The 24757-nt window shown below is 40.7% G+C and carries 20 protein-coding genes and 2 pseudogenes; 12 read left to right on the top strand and 10 right to left on the bottom strand.

The genetic code is table 11. From position 1 onward, the window contains the following. The first annotated feature begins 82 nt into the window (after positions 1-82). Positions 83-3307 (top strand): efflux RND transporter permease subunit, encoded by a 3225-nt coding sequence (locus C6W21_RS17465; protein WP_106051871.1) that lies wholly within the window; start codon positions 83-85, stop codon positions 3305-3307. Between the two features lie 13 nt (positions 3308-3320). On the opposite strand, the pseudogene C6W21_RS17460 reads toward C6W21_RS17465, so the two are convergent. Further along, positions 3321-4293 (bottom strand): annotated as a pseudogene (locus C6W21_RS17460) (nucleoside hydrolase). Between the two features lie 181 nt (positions 4294-4474). Here C6W21_RS17460 and C6W21_RS17455 point away from each other — a divergent pair. Beyond that, entirely contained in the window at positions 4475-5383 is a 909-nt protein-coding gene (locus C6W21_RS17455) for a diacylglycerol kinase (protein ID WP_034664632.1), read from the top strand. A gap of 60 nt (positions 5384-5443) precedes the next feature. Continuing rightward, positions 5444-6823: a 23S rRNA (uracil(1939)-C(5))-methyltransferase RlmD gene (gene rlmD, locus C6W21_RS17450; RefSeq protein ID WP_106052118.1), complete on the top strand. Its 1380-nt coding sequence runs from the start codon at positions 5444-5446 to the stop codon at positions 6821-6823. A gap of 246 nt (positions 6824-7069) precedes the next feature. Here rlmD and C6W21_RS17445 read toward each other — a convergent pair whose 3' ends face one another. Continuing rightward, the gene (locus C6W21_RS17445; protein ID WP_106051866.1) at positions 7070-7642 is read right to left on the bottom strand and encodes a hypothetical protein; all 573 of its coding nucleotides are present in this window, start codon (positions 7640-7642) and stop codon (positions 7070-7072) included. Between the two features lie 364 nt (positions 7643-8006). On the opposite strand from C6W21_RS17445, the gene C6W21_RS17440 reads away from it, so the two are divergent. The 3 genes and pseudogenes from C6W21_RS17440 to C6W21_RS17430 all read left to right on the top strand — a co-directional run. Then, positions 8007-9134, top strand: coding sequence for a Rap family tetratricopeptide repeat protein (locus C6W21_RS17440; protein WP_106051862.1), 1128 nt, complete (start codon positions 8007-8009; stop codon positions 9132-9134). A gap of 415 nt (positions 9135-9549) precedes the next feature. Continuing rightward, the gene (locus C6W21_RS17435; protein ID WP_017366774.1) at positions 9550-10524 is read left to right on the top strand and encodes a tRNA dihydrouridine synthase; all 975 of its coding nucleotides are present in this window, start codon (positions 9550-9552) and stop codon (positions 10522-10524) included. Positions 10525-10631: 107 nt separating this feature from the next. Then, positions 10632-11081 (top strand): annotated as a pseudogene (locus C6W21_RS17430) (SMI1/KNR4 family protein); the annotation flags it as partial. 189 nt (positions 11082-11270) lie between these two features. Here C6W21_RS17430 and C6W21_RS17425 read toward each other — a convergent pair. Next, on the bottom strand, positions 11271-12035 hold the full coding sequence (locus C6W21_RS17425) for a MurR/RpiR family transcriptional regulator (protein WP_106051858.1): 765 nt from the start codon (positions 12033-12035) through the stop codon (positions 11271-11273). Positions 12036-12183: 148 nt separating this feature from the next. Between C6W21_RS17425 and C6W21_RS17420 the strand changes: the two genes are divergently transcribed. Both C6W21_RS17420 and C6W21_RS17415 read left to right on the top strand, forming a co-directional pair. Continuing rightward, positions 12184-13773 carry an alpha-glucoside-specific PTS transporter subunit IIBC gene (locus tag C6W21_RS17420; protein WP_106051855.1) on the top strand — a complete coding sequence of 530 codons (1590 nt, stop codon included), beginning with the start codon at positions 12184-12186 and terminating at the stop codon, positions 13771-13773. Between the two features lie 17 nt (positions 13774-13790). After that, the gene (locus C6W21_RS17415; protein WP_106051851.1) at positions 13791-15116 is read left to right on the top strand and encodes a 6-phospho-alpha-glucosidase; all 1326 of its coding nucleotides are present in this window, start codon (positions 13791-13793) and stop codon (positions 15114-15116) included. Positions 15117-15264: 148 nt separating this feature from the next. Here the strand turns inward: C6W21_RS17415 and C6W21_RS17410 are convergent, their stop codons facing one another. Together C6W21_RS17410 and C6W21_RS17405 are read right to left on the bottom strand one after the other, a co-directional pair. Continuing rightward, positions 15265-15636 carry a hypothetical protein gene (locus tag C6W21_RS17410; RefSeq protein ID WP_106051847.1) on the bottom strand — a complete coding sequence of 124 codons (372 nt, stop codon included), beginning with the start codon at positions 15634-15636 and terminating at the stop codon, positions 15265-15267. Between the two features lie 151 nt (positions 15637-15787). Beyond that, positions 15788-15994 carry a hypothetical protein gene (locus C6W21_RS17405; protein ID WP_106051843.1) on the bottom strand — a complete coding sequence of 69 codons (207 nt, stop codon included), beginning with the start codon at positions 15992-15994 and terminating at the stop codon, positions 15788-15790. Between the two features lie 201 nt (positions 15995-16195). Between C6W21_RS17405 and C6W21_RS19375 the strand changes: the two genes are divergently transcribed. Continuing rightward, the gene (locus tag C6W21_RS19375) at positions 16196-16708 is read left to right on the top strand and encodes a DUF3885 domain-containing protein (RefSeq protein ID WP_262982833.1); all 513 of its coding nucleotides are present in this window, start codon (positions 16196-16198) and stop codon (positions 16706-16708) included. A 70-nt stretch (positions 16709-16778) separates the two neighbouring features. On the opposite strand, the gene C6W21_RS17395 is transcribed toward C6W21_RS19375, so the two are convergent. Beyond that, the gene (locus tag C6W21_RS17395; protein WP_106051841.1) at positions 16779-18107 is read right to left on the bottom strand and encodes a 6-phospho-beta-glucosidase; all 1329 of its coding nucleotides are present in this window, start codon (positions 18105-18107) and stop codon (positions 16779-16781) included. A gap of 199 nt (positions 18108-18306) precedes the next feature. Here C6W21_RS17395 and C6W21_RS17390 point away from each other — a divergent pair, with 199 nt between their 5' ends. Then, positions 18307-19038 carry a MurR/RpiR family transcriptional regulator gene (locus C6W21_RS17390; protein WP_106051839.1) on the top strand — a complete coding sequence of 244 codons (732 nt, stop codon included), beginning with the start codon at positions 18307-18309 and terminating at the stop codon, positions 19036-19038. Positions 19039-19056: 18 nt separating this feature from the next. Here the strand turns inward: C6W21_RS17390 and C6W21_RS17385 are convergent, their stop codons facing one another. Continuing rightward, the gene (locus C6W21_RS17385; protein ID WP_106051837.1) at positions 19057-20256 is read right to left on the bottom strand and encodes an MFS transporter; all 1200 of its coding nucleotides are present in this window, start codon (positions 20254-20256) and stop codon (positions 19057-19059) included. Positions 20257-20401: 145 nt separating this feature from the next. Between C6W21_RS17385 and C6W21_RS17380 the strand changes: the two genes are divergently transcribed. Beyond that, positions 20402-20881 (top strand): aminoacyl-tRNA deacylase, encoded by a 480-nt coding sequence (locus C6W21_RS17380; protein WP_034664582.1) that lies wholly within the window; start codon positions 20402-20404, stop codon positions 20879-20881. Between the two features lie 34 nt (positions 20882-20915). Here C6W21_RS17380 and C6W21_RS17375 read toward each other — a convergent pair whose 3' ends face one another. Beyond that, complete coding sequence (locus C6W21_RS17375; RefSeq protein ID WP_106051835.1) at positions 20916-21824, bottom strand: LysR family transcriptional regulator; 909 nt, start codon at positions 21822-21824, stop codon at positions 20916-20918. Between the two features lie 103 nt (positions 21825-21927). Between C6W21_RS17375 and C6W21_RS17370 the strand changes: the two genes are divergently transcribed. Continuing rightward, the gene (locus tag C6W21_RS17370) at positions 21928-23130 is read left to right on the top strand and encodes an MFS transporter (protein ID WP_106051833.1); all 1203 of its coding nucleotides are present in this window, start codon (positions 21928-21930) and stop codon (positions 23128-23130) included. A 68-nt stretch (positions 23131-23198) separates the two neighbouring features. Here C6W21_RS17370 and C6W21_RS17365 read toward each other — a convergent pair whose 3' ends face one another. Continuing rightward, positions 23199-24278: a DUF3900 domain-containing protein gene (locus C6W21_RS17365; RefSeq protein ID WP_106051831.1), complete on the bottom strand. Its 1080-nt coding sequence runs from the start codon at positions 24276-24278 to the stop codon at positions 23199-23201. Between the two features lie 198 nt (positions 24279-24476). Next, a complete protein-coding gene (locus tag C6W21_RS17360; RefSeq protein WP_003213883.1) occupies positions 24477-24626 on the bottom strand; it encodes a DUF1540 domain-containing protein in 150 nt (49 codons plus the stop codon). Between the last annotated feature and the right edge of the window lie 131 nt (positions 24627-24757).

Raw genomic sequence — 24757 nt, 5'->3', positions numbered from 1 at the left:
TGGTTGACGGCATTGTATATCACCGTTTATTATGATATAGAATGACCAGTCAGTCAATACATAAAGGAAAATGGAGGACATAATGAATTCGATCATCAATTTTGTATTAAAGAATAAGTTCGCTGTATGGCTCATGACGATTATCGTAACAGTTGCTGGTCTATATGCCGGATTGAATATGAAACAAGAATCAATCCCGAATATCAACACTCCAGTCATTACGGTTTCTACAACGTATCCTGGCGCAACGCCGGACGAAGTATCAGATAAGGTGACCGACCCAATTGAGAAGTCTATTCAAAACCTCAATGGGGTCAAGGTGGTCACTTCTAATTCTTTTGAAAATGCATCATCCATTCAAGTCGAGTACGATTACAACAAAGACATGGATGAAGCAAAGAAGGAAATTGAAGATGCCATTACTAATATCAATTTTCCGGAAAATGCAGAAAAACCAAAAATCGCACGCTTTAGCATCAACGCGATTCCAATCTTAGCACTCAGTGTCTCTGGTGATAAAGAATCATTAGAAGACCTTACACAGAAAGTAGAAAACGACCTTGTTCCTTCTCTTGAAGGATTAGATGGTGTCTCTTCTGTCGAAGCTTCAGGACAGCAAATCAAAGAAGTGGAATTTTCTTTTAAACAAAAGAAATTGAAAGAATACGGTTTAGATGAAGAAACCGTCCAAAACATGATCAAAGGCTCTGATGTCAACGTACCATTAGGTCTATACACATTTGGCAACAAACAAAAATCAGTTGTCGTGGACGGCAATATTTTAAGCGTCAAAGATTTGAAAAACATGCGAATCCCTGTCACACCAAATGCAAGCGGCGTTGCGGGAAGCGCTGGAGCTGGAGCACCATCTAGCGGCGCTGGAAACCCAGGTGCGCAAGGTGCAGAGCAGCAGGCTGGAAATGCTAGTCAACAGCAAGCAGCAGCTCAGCAGCAAACTGGTGGAGGTGCAGCAAGCGGTCAATCTGTAGAGCTGCCGACGATCAAGCTTTCTGAAATTGCGGATATTAAAGTCGTGAAAGATGCAGAATCGATCTCTAGAACGAATGGAAAAGACAGCATTGGTCTGCAAATTGTCAAAGGCTCTGATGCCAACACCGTGAGTGTGGCAGAAGAAGTGACAAAAGAGCTTGAGAAATTCAAAAAAGACAACAAAGGAATTAAAGTCAGCACGACATATGATCAAGCAGAGCCGATTAAAGAGTCTGTCAGCACAATGCTAAACAAGGCAATCATCGGAGCAATCTTTGCGATCATTATCATCCTATTGTTCCTTCGAGATATCAAATCAACATTAATTTCGGTCATCTCCATTCCGTTATCTCTGTTGATTGCTGTTTTATTATTAAATCAGCTGGATATTACATTAAATATCATGACGCTTGGTGCCATGACCGTCGCCATTGGACGTGTGGTCGATGACTCGATTGTGGTCATAGAAAATATCTATCGGCGAATGGCGTTAAAGGATGAACCGTTAAAAGGCAAAGCACTCGTCAGAGAAGCCACAAAAGAAATGTTTATCCCAATCATGTCTTCGACAATTGTTACCATTGCGGTATTCTTACCGTTAGCATTAGTAGGTGGAATGATTGGTGAACTATTCATCCCATTTGCTCTAACGATTGTGTTTGCTTTACTTGCATCACTGCTTGTCGCCATTACGATTGTTCCAATGATGGCACACAGTCTATTTAAAAAGGACCTGTACGGCACAGCGAAAAAAGTAAAAGAGCATAAACCAAGTAAGCTTGCTGGCGGTTATAGACGTATACTCAATTGGACACTGAACCACAAATGGATCACATCAGGAATTGCCATTCTTATGCTTGTCGGAAGCTTATTCTTAGCACCCCTTGTCGGTGTCAGCTTCTTACCACAGGAAGCAGAGAAGACGGCGATGGTGACTTATACACCTGAACCTGGACAAACGAGAGAACAAGCTATCGATGAAACGAAAAAAGCAGAAGAATATTTGATCAAACGTGACCATGTCAATACTGTTCAATATTCACTAGGCTCTTCAAATGCCCTGACAGCAAGTGTAGGCGGCAACTCTAACGGTGCGTTATTCTTCGTACAATATGATGAAGACACGCCAAACTTTGATAAAGAAAAAGATAAAGTGGTCAAAGCCCTGCAAGACAAAACGTCTAAAGGGGAATGGAAATCACAAGACTTCTCATCTGCTGGCGCAAGCAATACAGTAACGTACTATGTCTACGGTGACAAAGTAAGCGATATTGAAGGCACAGTAAAAGATGTCGAGAACATCTTAAAAGATGAGAAAAACCTGAAAAATGTCAGCACAAGCTTATCTGAGAAATACGACGAATATACGTTTAATGCAGATCAAGAAAAACTGGCGAAGCTGGGTCTAACTGCTTCACAAATCGCTCAAGCGATTGCCCCTCAAAATAGTGAAACAACACTGACGAAAGTTACAGAGGACGGCAAAGAACTAGATGTGAAGCTTCAAACTGAAAAAGATGAATATAAGAGCAAAAAAGATTTAGAAAATAAAAAGATCACAACACCAACAGGGCAAGAAGTCCGAATTGGTGATGTCGTAAAAGTAAAAGATGGTACGACAGCAAATACGGTGACAAAACGTGATGGGAAAATCTACGCAGAAGTGTCTGGTGACATGACAACAGACAACGTCTCAAGTGTGACGCAGGATGTTCAGAAGAAAGTCGACAAGCTTGATTTGAAATCTGGCGTAACGATTGACACAGGCGGCGTAAGTGCGGATATTGAGGAATCCTTTACACAGCTTGGTCTCGCAATGCTCGCAGCGATTGCCATTGTGTACCTCGTTCTCGTCATCACATTTGGCGGAGGTCTTGCACCATTTGCGATTCTCTTCTCACTTCCATTTACAATTATTGGCGCACTCGTTGGATTGTTTTTAGCAAAAGAAACCATCAGCTTAAACGCCATGATTGGACTGCTCATGCTGATCGGAATTGTTGTGACAAATGCGATCGTCTTGATTGACCGAGTGATTCATAAAGAAAAAGAAGGTCTTTCAACAAGAGAGGCTTTACTTGAAGCAGGAACAATAAGATTACGTCCAATCTTAATGACGGCACTTGCAACGATCGGTGCACTGCTGCCACTCGCATTAGGATTTGAAGGCGGAAGCCAGATCGTATCAAAAGGACTTGGTGTCACCGTAATTGGCGGTTTAACAAGTTCTACACTTCTCACATTGGTCATCGTCCCAATCGTGTATGAAATTTTAAGCAAGTTCAGACGTAAGAAAAAGTACGCTGAAGAAGAATAAGAGGAAGCCCCGCTCATTGGCGGGGTTTTTTATTTGAAATCTGACAAACAGCTTTTCTCATGAGACCTTCAAATGCGTGGAAAAAGGCATCACGATTGACATGGTCAATCACTTGTAGTGACTTTCCATCTGGATGCTCTTCTGTGCGTCCTTGCTTTGGCGTCTCAGTATAAACGATCGCATTCACTTCTTTTGAACGGGTAAATGATGAAGAAGCAAGAGTCATCGTAGTCAGCACGTCCCATAAGTAATACGTCGAATTCGTTTCATGATGAATGAGCGGTGGACAAAAGGCGTAGCACTGTCCGATAAAATCTATTCCAATATGAGAACGAAGGGAAGCCCAGCGCTGACGCACATCTAGTGTAAGCGGAACTTGATTCGTGCTTTCAAGTGCGACCATTTCAATAGGAAAGCGTTCCTTGAAGACAGTGCTGACAGCATAAGGGTCCCAAAAGGCATTCCATTCTGCTGTCCCATCATGCTCGGGTTCTTCGACATTGCCTTTTTCAAGGAACGTACCGCCCATCCATACCAATTTTTCAATTTTATTAGAGATTGAAGGATCTTCTTCTAAGGCGCGAGCAAGGTCTGTGAGCGGACCTGTAAAGAGCAGCGTGACAGGTTCTGCTGCCTTTTTAACCGTTTCAATTAGATGAAGGTGGGCTGGAAGCTTGGATACTTTTGTATCAACAGTGCCTTTCTCGTTTAAAATAGGTAAGGCATCTACATAAAAAGCATGCATGCGCCACTCTTTTGGAAAAGGATTGACGCCTCTAGAATTTGAAGCAGCGACTTCAATTTCATATGGGCTAAATCGATCAATGATTTTTTGAGACGCACTGAGAGCAGGCTCTCTCTAAATAACAATCAGCAGGAATCACAGACGTCCCGATCACTTTCAGATGTTCCATCTGAAGGAGAAGAAATAACGAGACAAGGTCATCAACACCGCCGTCATGATTAAAATAGACAGGTTTTTTCATCGTATATCATCCTTTACAGCGTTTTCTTTTATCTTATCAGAATGCTTTCTTGCTTAGGGAAATGTGGCAGGAGATTTCTCATATTAGGGTGTTGTTCTGTTGCCATTTTCAAATCTCATAGTATAATTAAAGGTTGTTAGTGGTGAAAATAGATTGCATAATGAATATAGGATGATGATGAATGAAACGTGCTCGAATTATATACAATCCGACATCTGGGCGTGAACTCTTCAAGAAGAATTTGCCGCAGGTTTTGCAAAAATTTGAACAAGCTGGCTATGAAACATCTTGTCATGCGACGACATGTGCAGGAGATGCGACACAAGCAGCCGAAAAAGCTGCACAGAGAGACTTTGATTTAATTGTAGCAGCAGGTGGAGACGGCACGATCAATGAAGTCGTCAACGGACTAGCACCGCTTGAAAAAAGACCAAAACTAGGAATCATTCCTGTTGGAACAACAAATGACTTCGCAAGAGCACTTGGAATTCCACGAGAAGGTGTTTTAAAAGCGACAGATGCCATTATTGATGGTGTAGCGAAGCCGCTTGATATCGGTAAAGTCAATGGCCATTATTTTATTAATATTGCAGGCGGCGGCCGGTTAACAGAGCTCACCTATGAAGTGCCTAGTAAGCTGAAGACAATGCTCGGACAGCTTGCTTATTATTTAAAAGGCATGGAGATGCTTCCTTCTATCCGCCCGACAGAAGTCGAAATTGAATATGACGGCAAATTGTTTCATGGAGAAATCATGCTGTTTCTTGTTTCACTCACAAATTCAGTAGGCGGCTTTGAAAAGCTAGCGCCAGATTCCATTTTAGATGATGGAATGTTTGACCTGATTATTTTAAAGAAGGTCAATTTAGCAGAAGCCATTCGAGTAGTCAGCCTTGCACTGCGAGGCGAGCATATTCATGATAACAATGTCATCTACGCAAAAGCGAATCGCGTGAAGGTAGATGTAAAAGATAAAATGCAATTAAATTTAGATGGCGAATTCGGCGGCATGCTGCCAGGTGAATTTGAAAACCTGTATCGTCATATTGAATTTATAGTGCCAAAAGCAACAGCTGAAAAAATAGGGTAGAGATTGAACTTGGTTCCTTATGGCGCCAAGTTTTTCTTTGCAAATGAGGTGATAAAATTGGTGAAAATGAAACCGCCTGTTGAAAAGAATGAATACTACAATGTAACCTTCGAAGACTTAACGCACGAAGGTGCAGGTGTAGCGAAAATTGAAGGGTTCCCTGTCTTTGTACCGAATGCCCTGCCTGACGAGCAAGGGAAAATCAAAGTCACACGTGTCAAAAAAGGATTTGCTTTTGGGCGACTCATGGAGCTGACAAAGGAAAGTCAGCACAGGCAAGATGCGCCATGTCCTATCTACAAGCAGTGCGGAGGCTGTCAAATTCAGCATATGAGCTATGAAGGCCAGCTGCTATTTAAGCAGAAACAAGTAAAGGACGTATTAGAGCGGATCGGTAAGCTTGATATGAGCCGTGTAAAAGTTCATCCTGTACTCGGCATGGAAGACCCTTGGAATTATCGAAACAAAGCACAAGTTCCAGTTGGCGAACGGGAAGGCGGACTTGTTGCAGGATTTTATCAGCAGCGTACCCATGAAATCATCGATATGGAAAAATGTTTGATCCAGCAATCAGAAAATGACGAAGTGGTACAGGCAGTAAAAGACATATGCAATGCGTTTGGCATGAAAGCATATAACGAAGAGCGGCACAAAGGCTGGCTGCGACATGTGATGGTTCGCTACGGCATTGCAACAGGTGAAATGATGGTTGTGTTTGTCACTAGAACGGCTGACTTTCCGCAAAAGCAGCAGGTGATTGAGCAGATGATAACACGATTCCCACATGTTCGGTCAATTGTGCAAAACGTGAATTCAAAGAAAACAAATGTCATTTTCGGAGACGAAACGACTGTTTTATGGGGAGAAGAATACATTTATGACACGATTGGCGACATCAAATTTGCTATTTCAGCCCGCTCGTTTTATCAAGTGAATCCAGCTCAAACAAAGGTGCTTTATGATAAAGCGCTTGAATATGCAGAGCTGCAAGGCGAAGAAACCGTCATCGATGCCTACTGCGGAATCGGTACGATTTCCTTATTTCTCGCACAAAAAGCAGGCAGAGTATATGGCGTGGAAATTGTGCCAGAAGCGATTGAAGATGCAAAACGCAACGCTGCCTTAAACGGGATCAACAACGTCGAATTCGCAGTCGGCGAAGCAGAAGCCGTCATCCCAAACTGGTACAAAGAAGGCATCAAAGCAGATACCCTCGTCGTCGATCCGCCAAGAAAAGGCTGTGACGAAGCACTGCTTGACACCATTTTAAAGATGAAACCAAACCGTGTTGTGTATGTGTCTTGTAATCCCGGGACGCTAGCTCGTGATTTGCGTATTCTTGAAGATGGCGGGTATGTGACAGAGGAAGTGCAGCCTGTGGATATGTTTCCGCATACGAGTCATGTGGAGTGCGTGGCAAGTCTTGTGATTCATCAGTAATTGAGATGTCCCGATTTCGTGAAAAATATCGATATCGGGATATTTTTGCTTCCCCTCCGTTAGAATAAAAAATTCACTCTTGTAATTTGAGGAGTCAAACGGAAGTAGGTAAAACGAATGGATTTCTCTTTGAAAAGTAGTTTTATCTAACTTCCGTAATTTGTTAGAAATGCTATTAAAATAAAGCTCTATAGACATATGAATATAGATAGAAAAAGCTATGAAATGAATATAACCCCATCTCCATTAATGGATAGGAGGTTCTTCTTCTATGTTCTTATTTTTTTGATCCAGCGCAGAGGATATGATATCAAGGCCAATGTATAAAAAGCTAACAAAGAAAGATAAAATTAATACACCATTCCCCCATATAGAAACTTCAATTTTCTCCAAATTTAGTACATATTTAATCGAGAAGTAAATAAGAGCCCACGAAGCAAAAAATTCTGAAATATAAGTTATCCATTTTGGGACCTTTAACAAAAAAGTGATTCCTTTCCCTATAAATAAAACGATAAATGACCAAAAAACTACGATGATGCTGACTAACAATGAAAAGGTGATCAAAGAGAAGAAAGAATCATAAGTGATGTATTCACCGAAAAGAAAATTCACTCCCAATGTGACTAAATAGAGCATGGCAGTTGGAAGGGCAATAACGATACTAAGGGAAAAAAATATTAGTAAAATAAGAAGAATGGCAACAATAGCGCCAGGGGCTTCATCTACAACGTTTTTCTTCCTTAAAAAAGTATAGAATATGATAGACACTAATAGGAGTATTAAAAAAGTCAATGAAATCACGTAAGAAAAAGACATGAATACCTCCATAAAAAAGCGCTATTTAGCACTTATTGTTTATTTAAAGAAGATTAATAATGAATTTTGCCAAAGTTTTAGCAACTTTTAATAAAAGCATAGTGAACTGTTTTTCTGTCCACTTTTCTCCTTTATCCATATAGGTCTTTACTATAAAATAATCACTCCTTTCTATAAAATACACAAAAATCGTAACAATATCCTTATTAAGGTTGAAAGATATTTTTGTACTATTTTTATAATGTGATATTTCTAAGTGTCGATTTCATTTATGAAATAATTGCGGTTTCTTTTCGGTGTGGAGTCATACCGAAAATGATAATATGTGTCATTATAAGGGATATTAAGGAAGGGGATAGCGGGAGTGGAGAAAATTCTTTCTTCTCAAGTTGGTATCTTGATAAATGATTGGTATAGATTTATAAGAACATTCAGCGTGCCGGATGCAGAGATTTTAAAAGAACAGGTTGAAAGAGAAATAGAGAACATGGAAGAGGATCAAGATTTACTACTTTATTATCAATTAATGGAGTTTAGGCATCGACTCATGCTTGAGAGTCTTGAGCCTATTGAAATGAATCAACAACGCCCCACTTTACCCAACTTACTCAAAGAAATAGAGAACAAACAACCCCATGTCAAAGGAACGCTTGACTACTATTCAAACTTCTTTAGAGGTATGCACGAATTCCATCACAAAAATTATGTTGCTGCTATAAATTTTTATAAGATTGCTGAAGAACATTTAAAGAATGTACCTGATGATATAGAAAGAGCGGAATTTCATTATAAACTGGCTGATGCTTATTATCGCATTGATCAACATTTCGTATCATTAAACCATTTGGAAAAAGCAAAAGAAATGTATTCAACAAGCGAGTTTTACAAAGCGAAAGTAGTCGGTTGTAATATCAAATTTGGAGCGAATATGTACGACTTATACCGCTTAGATGAGGCAGAATCTTATTATCGGGAAGCCTTGAGTTTGGCTCAAGAGCTTAAAGAGGATACAGCACGAAGAATCATTGGTGTAATACATCATAATATAGGATTAGTAAAAAAGAGAGCTGGGAAAATTGAAACCGCAGAGAATGAATTTCAAAATTCAATTCAAATTAAAGAACACGCCGAAACGGTTTCGGGAATTAGAACTCTTTATATGTTGTCATGGGTATTCTACGAACAAGGTAAAAAAGATAAAGGAAATCAATATTTTATTTGTGGCATAAATAGAGCAAACCTTGCAGACGATCAAGAATATATAGCTAAATTAAAAATCATTTATGCACTTTTTGAAGAGTATAATCAATTGGAGATAAAAGAAAGCCTCGGTTATTTAGAAAGTAAACTTCTATGGCAAGATGTTGCAGAGTTATCAGAAAAACTTGCAGATTATCATTATCAAAAAGGGAATTTTGAATTGAATAGAGAATATCTAAAAAAGACCATTAAAGCTCAACAACAAATACTAAAAATGGCGGAGGCGTTATAATGAAAAAGTTATTTATCAGTTTAACAATTTTTTCTGTGTTATTCGCTGCCGGTTGGTCACTTGATAAAATCATTACTTCTAAAACTTATCATGTAACAGAAAAGGCAATTACAATATAAAAAAAGCCCCTGCATAGGGCTTTTTTTATTTGAATATCTTTTTCATTAGTTTAGCGGATGCTTTACCTACTACCCGTCGCATGACAAGTTTCCCAGTAGTACCTTTTTGAACAACGTTTACGTCTCCTCAAATTTTTGATATTTTATATAGTGCTGATCGTATTTTGTTAATGTTCATTTTACGCTCCTTTTGCGTTGAATCCTTACTAAAGTATATAATGATAAAAATTGCTGAAAGATTTTATAGAAGGACATGCCCTTTAAGGCGCTATGTCATGAGAGGAATTGGATGAAAGATGAGTAAAAATTTCTGGCGTGATTTACCACGGCCATTTTTTATATTAGCACCAATGGAAGAAGTGACAGATGTTGTGTTTCGTCATGTTGTGAGTGAGGCGGCGAGACCGGATGTGTTTTTCACAGAGTTTACGAACAGTGAGAGCTATTGTCACCCTGATGGCATTCAAAGTGTGAAAGGGCGTTTAACGTTTACAGAGGATGAGCAGCCAATTGTTGCTCATATTTGGGGAGACAAGCCTGAGAACTTTAGACAAATGAGCATTGGAATGGCGGAGTTAGGGTTTCAGGGGCTTGATATTAATATGGGCTGTCCTGTTCCGAATGTCACGCAAAACGGGAAGGGCAGTGGCTTGATTCTTCGCCCAGACGTTGCGGCAGAGCTGATTCAGGCTGCAAAAGCTGGGGGATTACCTGTCAGTGTGAAAACGAGACTTGGTTTTACAGAGGTCGATGAATGGCGCGGTTGGCTCAGACACATATTGGAGCAAGACATTGTGAATTTATCGATCCACCTTCGTACAAGAAAGGAAATGAGCCAGGTGGATGCGCATTGGGAGCTCATTCCTGAGATTAAAAAACTTCGTGATGAAGTAGCACCTGATACTCTTTTGACGATTAATGGTGATATTCCTGATCGTCAAACAGGCTTAAAGCTCGCTGAGCAGTATGGAGTGGACGGTGTGATGATTGGGCGCGGGATTTTCCATAACCCATTTGCTTTTGAAAAAGAGCCGAAGGAGCATACGAGTGATGAGCTGCTAGGGCTTTTAAGGTTGCATCTTGATCTTCATGATCAATACTCCTCACTAGGTTTGCGTCCATTCAAGGCACTGCATCGATTCTTTAAGATTTATGTAAAAGGATTCAGAGGAGCGAGTTTCCTAAGAAATCAATTAATGAACACATCATCAACAGATGAAGTGCGTGCAATGCTAGATGAATTTGAAGCGAGAAATCAAGAACAATCATGATTCAAAAAGAGGAGGGGAAGCCCTTCTCTTTTTTTATAAATAGGACTATTAAACTAGTTCACTCAAATGGTAAAATGAGATAGAAATAACAATTGGAGGTATTTTATTTGAAATCATTTTGGGATAAAGACATAGAAAGTGAAGAAACATTTAAGAAAATTAATGAAAAAGGAATTGCAAAAGCGGAAAAGAAGCTAGGTGTCATGCTGCCGGATACATATAAGAAGCTCATCCTTGAACAAAATGGCGGTTATACCCTGCATAACGCTTTTCCAACGGATCAACCGAATGGATGGGCAGAGGATCATGTGTCATTTGATCATTTAAGAGGAATTGCCAAAGGCGAAGGCATCATGGATAGTGATTATTTAATAGAAGAATGGGAATTGCCTGAGGGGCTTGTGCTCATCTGTGGTGATGGACATACGTGGATCGCATTGGACTATAGAGAAACAAAAGAACATCCACCGGTTCATTACTTTGATTTAGAATATGAGACAGATTTCAAATTAGCGAATTCGTTTGATGAACTGCTTGCTGGGCATTATACGGCTGAATAACATTAATAGGAAAAGACAGCCGCAAATAGATATGTTACATCAAATCTGTTAGACAGAAGGTCGCAGTCATCACTTATTTCAGAAAAATGTTTTGGTGTTTTTTGAGAGAGACAAAAGTGTCTCTCTTTTTTTGTGAAGCAATATGGATTCTTTCACCATTTCACTCCAAAACTGTACCTGTTATTTTTAAGTCCTATTATTCAATTGGTTCCATTTCCACTCACTAAATTTCCTAACAATAATATCTGCCACAATGTAAAATGGCAGAAAGCTGGAGTTGTCCACTTTGTTATACAAGGGAAACGGGGTGCTGCTTACATAGATGTTAAACATGGCATTTTGTGCAAGGAGGTTATTCCTCAATGTGGTCATGCTGATAAATTTGATATGTCTTGTTTTCACCAGTTGAATGATTTCATCTAAATTCTTCGATTCTCCTGATAAAGAAATAATAAATAAAAGGTCATCCTCACCAAATTCAACGATTCCATCTGTTAAGTCTCGCTTACTTCGTAAAACTTGAGATTTCTTATGCAGGGACCATAACTGTCGTTGTACATCATTGGCCAAATCGAGCTGTGCTGTTCCTGTACCATAAATATAAATATACGGTGCGCGATCAATCAGTTGATTTAATTGATGAAAGTCCAGCTGCTCCATATATTTCCTCGTCTGCTGGATATCTTGATCGAGCAGCTTCATTAAATCTTGTGTTGTTTCTTCAGTAAGATTATTTAATTTCACATAAGACTTTAAGTCACTGTAGCCGTCGAAACCTATTTTCTTGGCAAGCCGATGGATGGATGAGATGGAAGTATGAGCATAATGAGCAAGATCCTGAATTTTCATTGTCTTCATTTCTTCAAGGTGATCGTGAATCGTTTTAATAATGTGCAGGTCATTCTTATTTAAATCTTCGAAGTATTCATTTACCAGCTTGTCCAATATCATGCGATGTGCCCTCCAACATGAAAATATTTTCTTCCTGTGAAAATATAATCTAATGTTACAACTTGATTTCTAAATACGTCAAACCTATTGGTTTTTGTAAGCGCTCCCTTTACAGTGGTCTTATGGATCAAACAAAGGGGTTATGCTTATGAATGCAATCAAGCGATTTGGCAGTGCTATGGTAGTTCCTGTACTTTTATTCGCATTTTTTGGTATTGTTGTTGGCCTTGCGACTTTATGTAAGAATCCAGCGATTATGGGGGAAATGGCTGCAGAAGGTACGATGTGGTATAAGGTTTGGGCACTGATTGAAAGCGGGGGATGGACGATTTTCAATCATATGGAGCTGGCATTTGTGATTGGCTTGCCCATCTCTCTTGCAAAAAAAGCGCAAGCACGTGCTACGCTCGCAGCTTTGATGATTTATCTTGTGTTTAACAATTATATTTATGCTATTTTGACACTTTGGCCGTCCACTTTTGGTGTAGATTTATCGCAAGGTGTCGAGAACGTAGCGGGTGTAAAAGAAATTGCGGGTATACCTACACTGGATACAAGTATCATTGGTGCGGTGATGATATCTGGAATCGTGATTTGGATCCATAATCGTTTTTATGATCAAAAGCTGCCTGAAATGCTAGGCATTTTCCAGGGTCTTGTATTTGTTGTCATCATCGGATTCTTTGTGATGATTCCTATTGCTTTTATCGTTGCTTTTGTATGGCCCTATGTTCAGCAGGGAATTCAATCTCTCCAAGGGTTCATGTCACAGTCCGGTTATATTGGTGTCTGGCTGTTTCATTTCTTGGAAAGGGTGTTAATTCCAACAGGACTTCACCATTTTATTTATACACCTTTTGAGTTTGGTCCAGCGGCTGTAGATGGGGGGTTAAAACCATATTGGATTGCTCACTTAAATGAATTTGCGACCTCAACTTCCGATTTGAAAAATCTTTATCCATACGGATTTTTACTGCATGGAAATATTAAGATGTTCGGCTGTTTAGGGATAGCTCTAGCGATGTATTTTTCTACCCCGAATGAAAATAGAAAAAAGGTTTTGGCATTGGTGTTACCCGCCACATTAACAGCAATATTTGCCGGAATTACAGAACCACTTGAATTTACATTTCTATTTCTCGCACCTTATTTATTTGTAATACATGCACTTCTTGGAGCCACCATGGTGACAATCATGAATATGTTTGGTGTTGTCGGAATGATGGGTTCCGGGCTTATTGAGATAGCTGCATTGAACTGGATTCCGCTCTCTTCAAATCATGGAGGGATTTATCTGATCCAAGCCATGATGGGACTTCTATTTACAGCATTGTATTTTGTCATATTTAGATGGATGATTGTGAAATTTGATATTCCATTACCAGGACGAAAACATGAGGAGGAGACTAGACTATATACAAAACAAGATTATGAGAATGCTAATAAAAAAGCTCATGACAAAAAGGAAGCGCCCGTTTATGCGTCTGAGTATGAAGAGAAAGCCGTTTATTTCTTAGAAGGCCTTGGCGGTAAAGAAAACATTAAAGATGTGACAAACTGTGCCACGCGTCTGCGTATTACAGTGATTGACCCTAGCTTGGTGAAAGATAGGGAATACTTTACAAAACATAAGATGGCACACGGAATGGCTAAGAGTGGTCAAAGCATTCAAATCATTGTTGGCTTAAGTGTACCGCAAGTGAGAGAGTCCTTTGAGACAAAACTTTCATTTAATTGAAAAAGGAGCTGGATATCATGAAAACATTTAATATTACCATTGCTGGAGGCGGAAGTACATTTACACCAGGGATCATTTTGATGCTGTTAAACTATCTAGAGGAGTTCCCAATTCATACAATTAAACTCTATGATAATGATGAAGCTAGACAAAAGACGATTGCAGATGCATGTGAGATTATGTTAAAAGAACGAGCACCAGAAGTGCGATTACTGGCAAGCACGGACCCAGAAGAAGCCTTTACTCAAGTCGATTTTGTCATGGCACATATCCGTGTCGGCAAATATGCAATGCGTGAATTAGATGAGAAAATTCCATTGAAGCATGGAGTCGTCGGACAGGAAACATGCGGCCCAGGCGGAATAGCTTACGGAATGCGGTCCATTCCAGGTGTATTAGAACTTGTCGATTATATGGAAAAATACTCACCTGAAGCTTGGATGTTAAACTATTCTAACCCTGCAGCTATAGTAGCAGAGGCAACACGTAAGCTAAGACCGAATTCCAAGATTTTAAACATATGCGATATGCCAATTGGAATCGAAGAATTAATTGCAAAGAATTTAGGTTTATCTTCACGTAAAGAACTAGAAGTAGATTACTATGGTTTGAATCATTTTGGCTGGTGGACAGATATTCGAGATAAAGCAGGGAATAGCTTAATGCCTGAGGTGATTAAGCATGTAAGCCAGCATGGTTATGCAACAGATGGAACATCTGAACTAGAACAGCAGAAGAGCTGGAACAGCACATTAAAAAAGGCCAAAGATATTCAAGCACTTGATCCAAAATCAGTACCGAATACGTATTTGAAATACTATCTATTTCCAGATGAAGAAGTGGCACATGCAAATATAGCGTTCACACGTGCCAATGAAGTGATGGAGGGGCGGGAAGCTTTTGTTTTTAGTGAATGTCAGGCCATCATTGATAAAGGGAGTGCGAAGGAAACAAAGTTAACCATCGATGAACACGCTTCCTATATCGTTGATTTAGCAAGAGCCATTGCTTTTAATAAAAAAGAACGGATGCTGATGATTGTAGAAAACAATGGCGCCATCATGAACTTTGACCCAACAGCCATGGTCGAAATTCCTTGTATCGTTGGCAGCAACGGTCCAGAAAAATTAGTGGTTGGAGAAATTCCTAGATTTCAAAAAAGTCTCATGGAGCAGCAAGTTGGCGTAGAAAAATTAGTAGTAGAAGCATTTGAAGAAGGCTCCTATCAAAAACTATGGCAGGCTATCACATTATCGAAAACGGTGCCTAGTGCTAAAGTAGCGAAAGATATTTTAGACGACTTAATTGTGGCAAATAAAGCATTTTGGCCAGAGTTAACATAACACGAGAATAAGCAATATGTGCGTTACAGCGTTCATATTGCTTATTTGTTTTTTCAACCGATGTATTTCGCTTTTTTTGCGATAGCGACAAAGCGGTTTTCACTGGGTACTAAAAGACCCCCTCACCAAAAAGGGGGTCACCATTTCCTTACTCCGCATTCTCCTCAACCTCACGGCTATCCTCTGTTTCACCAATATAAATAGGGCCGTTTGCGTGGTCGATTCGGATTGGCCATTCGTATGGGACTTGCAGGCGTCTTGCGATGGCTCTCCAAAACTTTGCAGAATCAAATTCTAGTTCTTGAAAGTCTTTGAGCAATTCTTTATAGGAAGATCCATCAAATTGAATGTACGAGTCTTGCAGACGCATAAAGGCGTAATGTCTCACTTCTAGTGCTGCCGCGGCTTCCATTTCTTCTTCTGTTGCTTCTCCGATGATTGTGCCTGCAGGTGGAAGCATGTCGTATACATTGAATTCCTCTTCTTCTTCGTGTGCTGCGTTGTGCTGTTGATCTGACATTTTCTTCACTCCTTCTAGTATTCATCAAAATTTTATTCCGTGCTTACCTCTATTATCGGAAGAAAATGCGAAATGTGGAATGATATAAGAACAGAGTGATTTAACGCTTGGATTGATAGACAGAGAGATACATGTGTTGTGTAAGAGATGTTCAGCGATGAGCGGTTTTTCTTTTTGCTAAGACGTGAACTGCCCATTCAAAAAGTGCGTAGATGATAAAGAAGATCAGAAGCCAGCTGCTGACATCGACCCATACATTGGTGATATGAATGATGTTCGCTTGATCAAGTCCCGCCTGTATCCACATGGTGATCAGAGCTGTAAGGAACACTTGTAGAGACCATTTTGATTTTTTCAATTGGTCACACCTCCATCTCTTTCCATCATATAAGAAATGACAGTTTATTTCCAATTGTTTTTCCATAAGCTTCGACGGTAAAATAAGAAATAAAGCCAATGAAAGGAAAGCGAATGAGCGATCAAACCAATAGATTTTTAAAAAATCATTTTCCTGATCTTATCCTCACGCCGCCTCTGGCCTTTTGGGCTTCGCTTTGAAGTGTCAGATTGGTCATTAGGGAAGGAATCGGTTGTATTAGAAAAAGCGGGGGATCGTGCTTTAGAAATTGTCAGATATGCTTTTGACCCAGAAGACAATATGCTGCTTGTAACGGATGTCTATACGCAGCATGAACATGAATTAACAAAGCGAAAGCTCCTAGTTTATCAGAAATATGTCCGCCGGCAAGTACGCAATCGATTGCGTCACGAGCTTTTGACTTATGTACGACCAGAACTAGATGAACCACTGACATTGGAGAGATTTACACTGATGTGCCAGCTACAAGATATACGATTACGCCCGCTTCTCTATGCCATATGCCGAGAGGATTTCTATGCACCGAATCAAATCATGAAGGGAAAGCTTGATGATGAAATCTATCTGATTAATCTCTCAAAACAGATGATTTTTCACTTATATGATGATCGAGGCTGTGATCTCATTGCGGCAGATCCTGAGTGCCTACGCCCCCGTCTACGAAGGCTTACAGCAGTGGTTATTAGACTATGATCGCGTTCAGATGGACCGGCTGTTTGCAGCGAAATAAGAAAACCGCACTTTTGACAAGTGCGGTTCTGTTTTATGCTTCTACTTTATTGAAGAACTGTGGTAAATATTCTTTGTGTGCTTCTAGCATTTCATCTAGGATGCTTTTTGCAATGGCATCTGATGGGACGAGCGGGTTGATCGTCATTGCGACAAGTGCTGTGTTGTAATCGCCTGTCACGGCTGCTTCAGCGGCAACACGTTCAAAGGATTTAATTTGAGAAATGAGTCCTTTGACTGCGACTGGCATTTCGCCAACAGCGATTGGTTTAGGACCGTCTTTTGTGATAACGCAGTTGAGTTCAACGGCAGAATCATTTGGAATGTCACTAATCGCGCCATTGTTAATGGTGTTTACCGGCTGAATGTCATGCTTGTCGTTATAAATGGATGCAATCAAGTTACAAGCCGCATCACTGTAGTAGGCACCACCTCGTTTTTCAAGCTGTGGCGGCTTGATATCAAGATCAGGGTCTTTGTAAAGCTCGAACAGGTCATTTTCTAGTGCACGAACGACTTCTGCACGAGTGCCCTCATTCTCTGCTGCTTTCTTTTCTTCAGCCAGCATATCACTAGTTTTGTAGTAGTAGCGGTGATATGGACAAGGAATGACGCCAAGCCCTTTTAAGAAATCAGCATCCCACGGAATGGCTTGAATGTTGTTCATCGACATGCTGGAGTTTGGATCTGCCATGTCTTCGATGACTTGATCCATGATGCTTTTGCCATCTAAGAATACATTGAGGCCAAAGACCATATGGTTTAATCCAGCAAAGCTGACCTCGACTCTGCTTGCGTCGACATCAAGTCCTTTGGCGATTCCCATGCGAATACCGATTGGCACGTTGCATAAGCCAACGACTTTGCGATGGTTTGAATAGCGAAGTACGGCTTCTGTAACCATACCAGCTGGATTTGTGAAGTTCACAAGCCATGCATCTGGGCACAGTTCTTCAATATCTTTCACAATATCAAGAATGACTGGAATGGTGCGTAGTCCTTTGAACAGACCTCCTGGACCATTCGTTTCTTGACCAATGACATCATATTTTAAAGGAATGCGTTCATCCTTCATACGTGCTTCAAGAAGTCCGACACGGAATTGTGTTGTGACGAAATCAGCGCCCGCAAGCGCTTTTCGGCGATCTAATGTTAAATGAACCTCGATTGGAAGTCCTGCCTTTTTCACCATGCGTTTTGCAAGATTTCCGACGATTTCAAGTTTTTCTTTTCCAGCTTCAATATCGACAAGCCAAAGCTCGCTAATCGGAAATTCATCGTACCGTTTAATAAATCCTTCTACAAGCTCTGGTGTATAGCTTGATCCTCCGCCAATTGTGACAACCTTTAATCCTTTTGCCATGTTCTGCACCTCCGAATAATGTAACGCACAATGTTATAATAGAGAAAAGCCAATTCTTTTGTTTGTACATCTATAGCTTATCGTGAGAGCATCTAGTGCGTAAATGACTTTAGCGTCTTTAGGCAAGGGTGTCTCATTTAGAGATTTGTTACATAAAAGAAACACATTGTGACATGCTGTTGGAGAAAGGGGAAGTCAGATGTTTTCAAGTGAGGTCATTTCCAGCTTTAATGAACTAGAAAGCGCTTTATACCGATACATCATGGAAAACAGTGAAAAGGTCGTGTATATGAGAATTCGGGACTTAGCAGATGCTGCCCATATTTCCACCTCGTCTGTCCTTCGTTTTTGCCGAAAAGTAAATTGTGAAGGCTTTTCAGAGTTTAAAGTGAAGCTTAAAATGTATTTAGAATCAGAGCAGACTCCTACTTTAAAAAGCACCCAGCACTTTCTATATGAATTTATTGAACGCACACTGAAGGGGGACTTTGAAGGGAAAATTAAAGAGGCAGCAAGGCTCATTGCCGACGCAAAAAATGTGCTGTTTATCGGAACTGGCAGCTCTGGTATTTTGGCGCAGTATGGGGCAAGGTATTTTTCAAGTCTTGAGAAATTTTCATTTTACATCAATGATCCGTTTTTCCCGATGAATATGCAGTATTTAGATAATAGTGTCACCATTGTGCTGTCTGTATCAGGGGAGAACCGTATTACGATTGATCATATTTCGAAGTTAAAAAGAGAAGGAAGCAAAATCATTAGCATTACAAACAATCAGCACTGTACGGTTTCGCGAATTTCTGATTTAAATATTGCTTATTACGTGACAGACGAACGGGTTCACAGAGCCAATATTACGACACAGACGCCAGTTGTGTATATTTTAGAAGCGATGGCTCGTGATATGTTTGCGATGTTAAAGGAAAAGTAAAAAGAGCCGCTGCATGAATCAGCCGCTCTTTTTTTTCTGCCTCATAAAAGCAAGGATGGCAATCCCGGAACAGACGAGCACAAACAGACCGCCCAGCAAATACACAGCCCTCGCTCCGAATGCATCCGCAATCAATCCAACAAAGAAAATAGATAAACCGGCAGATACAGAAGAAAGGACGTAATGAGCCGAGTACACCTTTGATAAATCTCGGACGGGCGTTTCCGTTTGAAGAATGGTTTGCTGGGAAACATCTCGAATTTGATAAGCAGGCCCCATCAAAATACAAAGCAGTAAAGCAAGCCACGGCAGGCTGTTCAGTGAAAAGACAATGGTCAGAACTGCATAAATGAATGAACCAGCTGCCATAAAGAGAAGAAGCTGCTTCTGAATCAACCGGCTGATCCACGCAGCCAAGAGCCCGCCTAGAATGGCGCCTGTATAATAAGCGGCATTGATAAAGCCCCACCATTCCTCACTTTCGTTTAAATCATGGGTGACAAAGGCAAGCGTAATCGCCCCGATCCACACAGCACCCGCTATATTTTCACAAACATCCATAAAGGTCAGAGTGCGAATCGTTTTGTTTTTCCAGATAATCGTCCAGCCATCCTTGAAACTGTTCATCTTATTTGCTTTTCGAACGGTGTCTTCTTGCTTAAGAAGAGGAAATACAGGGATGAAAAACAAATAAGACAACACAATCATAAAACAAGTGATCCACATTAAATAAAAGGGGCCAATGAACAGGACGAGCATTCCAGTAAACGAATAGCCGGCAATTTGCACCGTTTGTTGAAAAATGGAGGCTGTACTGTTCGCTTTCACAAGCTGATTTGCTGGCACAAGCATCGGCATGATGGCCTGTAATAAAGGATTGATGAACCCGCCTGTGATGGAAATCAATATGAGCGCACCAAACAGCCAGACCATATGCTGCTGAAAGAAATGAAATTGGGCTGTAAACACGATGAGCATCCCAAGACGTAAAAGCGGGACCCATTTCAACAGCCGACCCGCTTGAAAGTGATCGGTCAAAACAGGTGAGATGAGCCCGGCCAATAGCTGGCATAACGTTCTGATCAGTGGAAATAATGCGGCATATGCAATAGATTGTGTATCTTGATAGATGACAAACGTGATCGTCATCACAAATAGAATATCACTTAACATAAGAAGGCTTTTACTGCCTGTATAACACCAAAACTTGTTTCCCATATCCAACCGGCTCCTTTTCAAAAACAAGTTCAGTATAGCATGGTCATGAAGTTCCCAGAGGCTTTTCATTGAAAAATACATCTTAAGGATGAGAGGATGGTGATAAGCTAAATGAAAGATATCGTAAGGAAAGGGGTTCAAATCAATGAAAGTACTGCCAGCACATGAATTCTTGAATCAGCACAGCATCCCATATGAGATCAAAACATTTTCTTCCGAAACAGAGAAGGGAGCAGCAAATGTAGCCGCAGCCCTTGGTTTTCGCGAAAGACAAATGATCAAAACATTGATTTTTGAAACAGGGGAAGGCGAGCAGCTGCTTGTGATGGTTGGCGCTGACCAGCATATTAAGTCAGGGAAACTAAAGAAAGCGGCTGGCTCTCGTAATATTAAAATGGCATCACCAGAGAAGGTTCTGGAAGTGACGGGCTACCGAATTGGCTCGATCCCGCCGTTTTGCTGGCAGCCAGAAGGCTTCCGCACCATCATCGAAGCCTCGCTATTAGAGGAAGAAGTATTAGGCGTTGGAGCAGGCGAATGGGGAAATGAAATCCTCATCACACCAGAACAATTAGTGAAAGCCTCAAAGGCTGTACCGTATGACATTGTTCAACCAGCAGAATAGAAAAAGTGCCTGTTTCTCAAGCAGGCACTTTTTTTTAATTTGCAGCAGGCGTTTTAAATGGACCGATACCTTTCATTTGCAGGAGGGCATCCACTGTTCTATTTTCTTCAAGATCCTTCGCCCGTTTGCAGACAACAACTGGTCTGACGATCTCAATGCCTTCGATATACACGCGCCCAATCTCTTTCCGCTTGAGGCTGCCTTGAACCGCATCACGGGGGACAAGTGTGATCCCATAGCCAGCTTTGATCATTTGAATCGCTTCATGAACACCACTGAATTGTAAATCAACAGTCGGTTTTTTAATTCCTTTCGAAGTAAAAAGGGAAAAGAGCTTATCTCTTGTGGAGCTGCCTTCTTCACGCATCAAAAAAGGCTCTAGACTCAGGCGCTCTAGCGGAACGGTTTTTCCGTTCAACGGATGGTCTGCTGGCACAATAAAATCATAGTTTAAACTCGTTAAATGGGAGGTAAGGATCTCCTCATGATGCAAATCTTCAATCACAGCGATGGCCACATCTGATTCATATTGAAGCAGGCTGTCTATTACTTGAGCGGAGTTTCCGCTTTTTAATTCAATTTCTGTCTGTGGTGATGACGTTTTAAAAGCAGCCAGCCAATCAGGCAGTAAAAAGTTGAGTGGTACGTAGGTAGAAGCGATGCGGAGGCGCCCCTTTTTCCCGTTTTGTAATAGTGTGATCTGATATTCTACTTCCTTTTCAGCCTCGAACACTTGCCGGGCATAAGGATACAGAATCTTTCCCATTTCTGTGAGCACAATTCCTCGGCCGTTTCGTTTAAAAAGGCGAAAACCGATCTCTCGTTCAATGCTTCTAAGCTGAGCCGTCACAGCTGGCTGTGTCAAAGATAGTGCGTCTGCTGTTTGTGTGACGCTTTTTGTCTCTGCGACCTTTGCAAAAATCCGAAGGGCATGTAAATTCAACTGTACACCACCTATCAATTATTTTGATGATTCAATCAAAAACATTCATTAGATTTATTATAAGGTATCCCTTATCGTAAAGGTAGCGAAGGGGGAAGAAAAAATGGATCGTCGTCACAAGCAAGTTGTGTCAATATCGCTCATCACAGCATTTGCACTCATTGGGGATTCAATGCTCTATATTGTTCTTCCAGTCTATTGGAAAGAGATTGGTTTATCATCCATTTGGGAGGTCGGGTTACTTCTGTCCATCAACCGATTCATCCGCATCCCGCTAGCTCCTGTCGTATGGTGGCTCTATCGATATATCCCAATGAAGACCGGTGTATTGATGGCGATTTTGATCGCTTCAGTGACCACGATATTATATGGGATGAGCGGTTTTTGGCTGCTATTGATCTGCCGCTGCGCATGGGGCCTTGCTTGGACGTTACTCCGTATGAGCGGGATGAGGGTTTTGGCTGAAATGGACGAAGGCTCACAAGGACATTTGACGGGTCTTTATAATGGGCTTTACCGGCTTGGCAGTTTATTTGGCATGTTATTTGGCGGGATCTTTGCCAGCTTGATCGGCTTCCAGTCCATGACGCTTGTCTTTGGTTTACTCACATTGATGGGGTGCGTTTTTTATGTATCTTTGGATGAAATTGAAAAGAGAGATGGCACGCAGGTGTATCATGGCATCAAACAGAAGTGGTTTGCACGAGATGTTGTAAAAGTACTGATAACAGGCATGCTGGTCGCACTTATCATACAAGGTTTATTCGCATCCACACTGAGTCATGTCATCGAAGCAAAAATTAGTCAGGATGAATTTACTCTGTTTGGCTTTGTCATCGGAGCTTCGGCTTTAAGCGGTGTCATTCAAGCAATCAGGTGGGGCTGGGAGCCATTTGTCGCACCGAGAACAGGCAAATGGTTTGATCGGCTTGTGATGAAGGAACGAATGCTATGCTGGATGTTTCTTACATTTGGAGGGATCAGTTTTCTTGGGGTCATGCTGAAGGTAAGCGGGTGGTTCCTTGTGATGCTGCTTTTGATTCAGCTGCTGGCAACGATTGTAACAACGTTCACCGATACACTTGCCTTTCAAAAAGCCTCTGCTCAAACAGATAAGAATCGCTTTCTCGCCAGCTATTCTTTTGTTCAAGATATGGGCGCTGCTTTAGGGCCTTTGTGCGGATATACGTTGATTCAGTTTTTCGGAACAAACAGCGTCTTTTGGCTGATGCTCATCATAAGCTTAATGCTTGTCAGCATGTGGGTAAAAAGCAGGCAGCAGCATGTTTCTTCTGGTGCAGTGTGAAAAATCGAGCGATATAAACAAAACTGCCTCGCCTCATGCAGCTGATCGCAGGAGGCAGTCATGTTCTCTTATTCTATGTCTGAATCGTAGGCTTTTTGCGTCAGCTGGCTGACAACCTCTTTTAATCCATTTGGTTTATGGAATTCAACAGGTGTGCTTCCTTTTTCGAATACGATTTGGTCTGCTTCAACGAGCACGACATATCGATTGTTGACCTTCGCAATATGGATCGAGTGGCCAAAGTCCGCTAAAAGTCCTTTGATTTCTGTTTCGCCTAGACGCATTTTCATTGTGATATCAGGGGTTTGTTCCACAATATGAGAAGCTGCTAGTGTGACCTGCTCTGTATCGAGTGTTTCTCTAATTTCTCGTTTTTCACTCGCTTCCCATATTTCAAGGTCCTCTTCAAATTGCTTTAATTCTTCACTTTCATCCTGTAATGTTTCAAATACTTGTTCCTGTACCATATTCATGACCTGTGATTTCATGATTTCAGGCATAGATTCCCCGTATTCGACGAATTTCAGAAAATCCTCAAAATATCGAGCATGTGACGATTGGTGAATTTTCACTTCAGCTTCCTCTGTCATGCCCTCTTCTGGCATAAACGGATATTGAATCGATTTCATGTTTTTTGTTGTAATGGCCATTTCGACTTTTTTGATCAAGGTAGATGTATCAGCGATAGAAGCGACTTTCTGTTCAAAATCGCATTTCATGATAAAGACAAAGGAGTCATCGAAATACTTTTTAGGAACGGCAGACGCAACTAAAAAAACGCCGCCTCTGACAGCACTTGTATCTAAATACGTGCGAACAAACTGTTCACTGCATTCATTAAATACTTCTTTTGTATCGGCGAATCTCGTCTGATGAAATAAATTGTAGTTTGGATTTGAATCGAGTTCATGACCGGGTTCGACAATGAATCGGCCAATTTTGGTCGGTACTTGTTCAGATTTAGGGTGTCTGTCCACTTTTCGTTTGACGATTTTTTTCAGCTCGCCATCTAAAAAGTCCTTCAGCTCACTTTGTTCAAATTCGTCTTGATCTAATGTTTGATAATGCTTGAACCGTTTATTTGCTTGTTCATCTTTGCCTTCGATTTCTACGACAAAGAATGATAGAAAACGTATCGTAAAATCCATTGATTGGTCACCACTTTTTCTTCTTCGGATATGTTGAGTATAGAAAAAGGAGAGAAAATCGTCAACGAATGGAGAAATATCGTGTCATTATTTCCCGAGAAATGTTTAGTGAAAAACACTTGATAATAATTATCATTCTTGATAGAATGATAAAAGAAAAGAAGGAACCTGCCAGTTCCTTCATCTCAGAAAAACAACTTATTTTGTTTCAAATGTTTCGCAATCAGTTTCGGCATTGCGAGTCACATCAGTCATTGTGTTTTTACCAATTTTAATGGTTGAAGCAGTACAGCTGTTATCAGCCCAAAAACGGCAAGAGTTCACTTCACAAAGTACGTTTTGTGCCATGGGATTTCACCTCCGTGATTCATATTGAGAATGAAGCAAGCTGCCACTTGAATTCATTCCTTCTAGTAGTCTCTTTATAAAAAGAGGCTGTTTGTGCTGATGATGCACATGTTTATCATACCATCTACCCT

Origin of the sequence: Bacillus sp. NMCN1 (assembly GCF_002998085.1) — a bacterium.
Taxonomy (GTDB): domain Bacteria; phylum Bacillota; class Bacilli; order Bacillales; family Bacillaceae; genus Bacillus.
Note: the sequence above shows the minus strand (reverse complement) of the source record. Positions and strands in the feature narration are given on the sequence as shown.

Bases quoted from the DNA above. Each gene is read 5' to 3' on its own strand.
- C6W21_RS17420 (WP_106051855.1), top strand. From the start codon at position 12,184: ATGAATGCAATCAAGCGATTTGGCAGTGCTATGGTAGTTCCTGTACTT.
- C6W21_RS17390 (WP_106051839.1), top strand. From the start codon at position 18,307: ATGTTTTCAAGTGAGGTCATTTCCAGCTTTAATGAACTAGAAAGCGCT.
- C6W21_RS17410 (WP_106051847.1), bottom strand. From the start codon at position 15,636: ATGTCAGATCAACAGCACAACGCAGCACACGAAGAAGAAGAGGAATTC.
- C6W21_RS17455 (WP_034664632.1), top strand. From the start codon at position 4,475: ATGAAACGTGCTCGAATTATATACAATCCGACATCTGGGCGTGAACTC.
- C6W21_RS17445 (WP_106051866.1), bottom strand. From the start codon at position 7,642: ATGTCTTTTTCTTACGTGATTTCATTGACTTTTTTAATACTCCTATTA.
- C6W21_RS17380 (WP_034664582.1), top strand. From the start codon at position 20,402: ATGAAAGTACTGCCAGCACATGAATTCTTGAATCAGCACAGCATCCCA.
- C6W21_RS17360 (WP_003213883.1), bottom strand. From the start codon at position 24,626: ATGGCACAAAACGTACTTTGTGAAGTGAACTCTTGCCGTTTTTGGGCT.
- C6W21_RS17365 (WP_106051831.1), bottom strand. From the start codon at position 24,278: ATGGATTTTACGATACGTTTTCTATCATTCTTTGTCGTAGAAATCGAA.
- C6W21_RS17415 (WP_106051851.1), top strand. From the start codon at position 13,791: ATGAAAACATTTAATATTACCATTGCTGGAGGCGGAAGTACATTTACA.
- C6W21_RS17370 (WP_106051833.1), top strand. From the start codon at position 21,928: ATGGATCGTCGTCACAAGCAAGTTGTGTCAATATCGCTCATCACAGCA.
- C6W21_RS17435 (WP_017366774.1), top strand. From the start codon at position 9,550: ATGAGTAAAAATTTCTGGCGTGATTTACCACGGCCATTTTTTATATTA.
- C6W21_RS17395 (WP_106051841.1), bottom strand. From the start codon at position 18,107: ATGGCAAAAGGATTAAAGGTTGTCACAATTGGCGGAGGATCAAGCTAT.
- C6W21_RS17385 (WP_106051837.1), bottom strand. From the start codon at position 20,256: ATGGGAAACAAGTTTTGGTGTTATACAGGCAGTAAAAGCCTTCTTATG.
- C6W21_RS17465 (WP_106051871.1), top strand. From the start codon at position 83: ATGAATTCGATCATCAATTTTGTATTAAAGAATAAGTTCGCTGTATGG.
- C6W21_RS17425 (WP_106051858.1), bottom strand. From the start codon at position 12,035: ATGATATTGGACAAGCTGGTAAATGAATACTTCGAAGATTTAAATAAG.